Origin of the sequence: Salinisphaera sp. G21_0 (assembly GCF_017744115.1) — a bacterium.
Taxonomy (GTDB): Bacteria; Pseudomonadota; Gammaproteobacteria; order Pseudomonadales; family Endozoicomonadaceae; genus Endozoicomonas.
In genome coordinates this window covers 1-4,139 of sequence record NZ_JAGHQW010000123.1, presented here as the reverse complement: position 1 = coordinate 4,139, position 4,139 = coordinate 1, and the positions used below count along the sequence as shown (strand labels likewise).

Sequence of the window (4,139 nt, the reverse complement as noted above, 5' to 3'; positions counted from 1 at the left end):
GAGGACGTTAAGGGCAAGCCGCTCGACCGGGCACTGGTCACCAATATTTCCTCCATGTGTAATGGCAAAGGCTTACCGAAAGATAAGGACGTGAAGGCCTTCCTGACCCTGCCCTGCTTGAAAGAGGACTGGCAGGAGGGTAAGGACGAGGACGTCAAGGGCAAACCGCTCGACCGGGCACTGGTCACCAATATTTCCTCCATGTGTAATGGCAAAGGCTTACCGAAAGATAAGGACGTGAAGGCCTTCCTGACCCTGCCCTGCTTGAAAGGGGACTGGCAGGAGGGCAAAGACGAGGACGTCAAGGGCAAACCGCTCGACCGGGCACTGGTCACCAATATTTCCTCCATGTGTAATAGCAAAGGCTTACCGGAAAAGACGAAAGTGCAAGCCTTTATTCAATGGCTACCCTCGCATGACAAGAAGAGTCTTCTGAAACTTTCTTGCCGCTTATTTGCAGGCTTTGGAGTACCCTCAGAAGAAAAACTGACTGATAATGAGAACAAACTCCGCCAATGTCTTAAACAGCAAGGTTATTCTACGGACATTGGAGGCGACAGCAGTGATGAAGAAGATGCACTTTTAGAATCAAGTCAAATGAAAGCACTGGCTCTGTACTTCTCTTCTGCGTCCGCAAAATGGAACATGACAATTGCCGAATTCCAACAATATCTTAATGCCCACAAAAGTCCACGAAATAACAGAGTGGCTGTTCGTGCTGCGCTGAGATCATTGCTGCCGATATTGGCTATCCATGGAGGAACTGGTATCCAGTTCTGGATTGAAAAACATCGTGAAGATCCACGCTGCAATGAAGTACTCACTAAGGCATTATCCATTCCTGCACCACTGGCTTTAACAAAATTTGCACTAACGCAGCTCCCTGAACCTGAGAGGAAGGAATACCTTGAACTGTGCAGAAACCTGAAGCCAGCCCCAACCCCGGCGCAATGGAATGCATTACAGCCACTGCGCCAACAGCTTGGCCTACGATGGGAATTCACGCTATCTAAACGTATGATGCTGGAGATTCTCTGGCGACAGTCCGAAGATAACCGCGCAAAATACGCTGACAGAATGGACGAGCTATTCAGAACTGTGCCTGCAATCTCACAGTGGTACCGACTACACCGGGTACTCAGGCCACAGAAAATGCAGCAATTCATGGATGCCTGTCTTGACTACCAGGCTAAACCTGAAACCGTTCCGGAGTTAGCGACTCAGCAACGGTTGTTGGAAGGAATGCTCCTGATAAACCATTATCTACCGGAACACGGGAATATCCCGGATCTCTGTTTTTCAAACCGGGTGTCAACTGATGATGAAAGAGGCGTGGTTGTTGATGGTGATCACGTCATGTTGGGCCAGGAACGCCTGTGGCACTTTATCACGGCCATACTGTTCGAGCTTAAACAAACAGAGTATCAATTCAGGAATCAAAAGCTTACTGTCATGCCACCCGATGGTGAACCGACTGTACTCCCAAAACCAGAGTTTACCGTCACTGACACCGGTTTTGTTATAAATAACTGGACCCTTGAACAGTTGACCGCATTTTTCAAGGCAACCGAATTCACAGAACAATGGTATGAAAAGCCTCAGGACAAGCGGGAACCCTATGCGATCAGGCTTGAGGCTAAACTGGCCCAAATGAAAACAAGAACCAACGAGACCAGGAAAGCCAAGCCTGAAAAAGTAGCATTTCTGCTGTCACCTTCTATGATCATCAATATCATCAAATACAACAAACCATTAAAGCCAGTGGTGTGGTCATCTCTGGAACACTATGCCCGCAACGATCAGCTAACCACCAGTTTATGTAAGGCGCTCAGCCCGGTTATCCGAAATGATAATGAGGGTGTTGTTCCTGAGCTCGTTAAAAATGCAGTGGCTGAAAAGTTGGTACAGATTGAGGCAACAAAAACACCCGTAGTAACAGCAATCGCTCTGCAACAAACTCCTGCAAGCACGACATCCCCTTGGGATCAGGATTCCACCAGGAGCATTCAAGGGCCGAAATTTACCTTTGAAGCGGCAATGGAAGAGCTGGATCGTTTTCCGATATTGGGGAATAGAGAACTTGAACTATTGGAACCCTATCGGAAAGAGATGATACTTCCGCAGTTAATGAGTGTTCTTCAAAAGATCAACCATTATGATGTGGATAGACAGACACAAAACGCTTGGCATTCAGCCTTGGAATGCAGAAAAGAAGACCCTCTTGGACTGAACGGAATTGACATTGACATTTGGGAATCGGATTTTGATTTATTGTCGCCGGATTTTGATTTATTTGCGACCGGGTCAGAACGGGTCAACAACAACCATGACTGGCTTGAAGAGTTCCTATAAGGATAAACCAGTTGTTACAGCAATTCCCGACGAATCCTGAAGCACAACAGCCACATGAGATGCAGAATAGGTAAAAAAAAATCATGCCCGCACAATTCTTCGACTGAAATTGTATTATGTTACTCAATCGTTGTCGTCGGGTCAGTCATGGGTACGTCTATTCAGAAAAATGTCAGGCAATTCAGCAGGGCTTACGCACCAACGGCTAAAAATCGGTAGACCTTGGCATCTGTGACGTATAGGCAAACCAATCACCAATCGCATGTCAAAAAAACGCATATATGCGTCAATAGACGTTTAAAATAATGACTATTTTGATTAATAATCCTGAAAAATAATCCTTATGCGGTAATTTTAACTGCGTTAACCTATTTTGATAGTGTTAACTGATGCGTAAGCCCTGGGCAATTCAGTGCTTCTTACTTGATAAAAACAGTGTCAGAATGTTTTGACAGCATCCAAGATCTTTATCTGCTTCCTATTGATGGTACTGGCCTCTTTTATTCGGGATGAAACAGAACGGGTTAATGTTCTGTATTACATTGAAATCGACAAAAAAGGGAACCAGCATGTCTGGTGCTGGGTAACCGATCTTGAATTAACCGATGATACCGTTGAATCCATGATGCGAGGAGGACGTTGTAGATGGCGCATTGAAAATGAAACGTTTAACACCCTGAAAAATCAAGGCTATCAACTTGAACACAATTACGGTCATGGCGCAAAACATCTGGCTACGAATTTTGCCTACCTTACTTTTCTGGCATTCCTGGTTGCTCAGATTCAGGAACTGTCTTATCCAAAATTCCAACAGGCTTTAAATAAGCCAGTGAAGCCTACACGAAAGCGATTATGGAGGAAAATCACCAGCTTCTTTCTCACGTTAATGATTGATAGCTGGGACAGTTTGTTTAAAGCCATTGCCCATGGTGCTAAAGCACAGAAGATAGCTTTTGACACATCATGATTTGGCAAGATAGTCAGAACTTTCAGGGGGTGATAGTGATTTTTCTTAGCAGTGAAAGCTGCTGGCTCTCTTATGTTTTCAGAAATTATGAATACGTCAGCTTTCAGACTATGGCAGTTGACGTGTATTCGTCTGGAGTAGCGGCAGCGGTGCGCTATCCAGTAATACATCCCACAGCCAGTCTGCCTGACCAAACAGGTAAGGCTTCTCTGATACCCGTTGCCTGGAACTTTACCGGGCTGACAAGGTCGTACTCTATCGTTGTCATTCCCAAACGATTCTCCAATTGGAAACAGGGAGGACCTCCAAACAAACCATGCAGTCACCTTTCACCTCAGCAACCGCGGATACTGTATCCCGGTTAACATCCACTGAAGCTGGGAGAGACGAGCCGTCCTCCAGCCGCAAACACAAAAGAAAGCGGAGCATCGCAGGCCGCCAGATTGAACAGACAACAACGGCCACAGGAGCGTTTCCACCGCATCAACAGCAATCTGAATCCGGGACCATTCCCCCCATAAAGCTCAGGCGTGTTACTGGCAATAACTCGTGTATTGAGCGCTTTTCTTCGACTTCGGTTCAGGGTAATCCGGAGCCAATGGAGACTGACTCGGGCATGTCTGCTGACGCAGCTTCCACGCTTGTGGGGGAGGGCATATCAATAAATCTACCAACAGCCAGCGACAACAGGCTGTTAACTGGCAATGAGCATACCTCAGAGATGGTGCAGGATATGCCAGTACCAATGGAGGATGTACCGCTCACTACAGAAATTAACAGTGAAACATCAATTTCAGAATTTTCTGTAAGCCAGCAAAAT

Annotated in this window: 3 protein-coding genes; all 3 read left to right on the top strand. The window is 46.1% G+C overall.

The window, feature by feature from the left end:
• Positions 1–2,352: hypothetical protein (locus tag J7439_RS24935; protein WP_209204758.1), on the top strand; the 2,352-nt coding region annotated here is incomplete at its 5' end.
• 484 nt (positions 2,353–2,836) lie between these two features.
• Positions 2,837–3,319 carry a hypothetical protein gene (locus J7439_RS24930; protein ID WP_209204757.1) on the top strand — a complete coding sequence of 161 codons (483 nt, stop codon included), beginning with the start codon at positions 2,837–2,839 and terminating at the stop codon, positions 3,317–3,319.
• A gap of 316 nt (positions 3,320–3,635) precedes the next feature.
• On the top strand, positions 3,636–4,139 hold a 504-nt coding region (locus J7439_RS24925; protein WP_209204756.1), incomplete at its 3' end, for a hypothetical protein.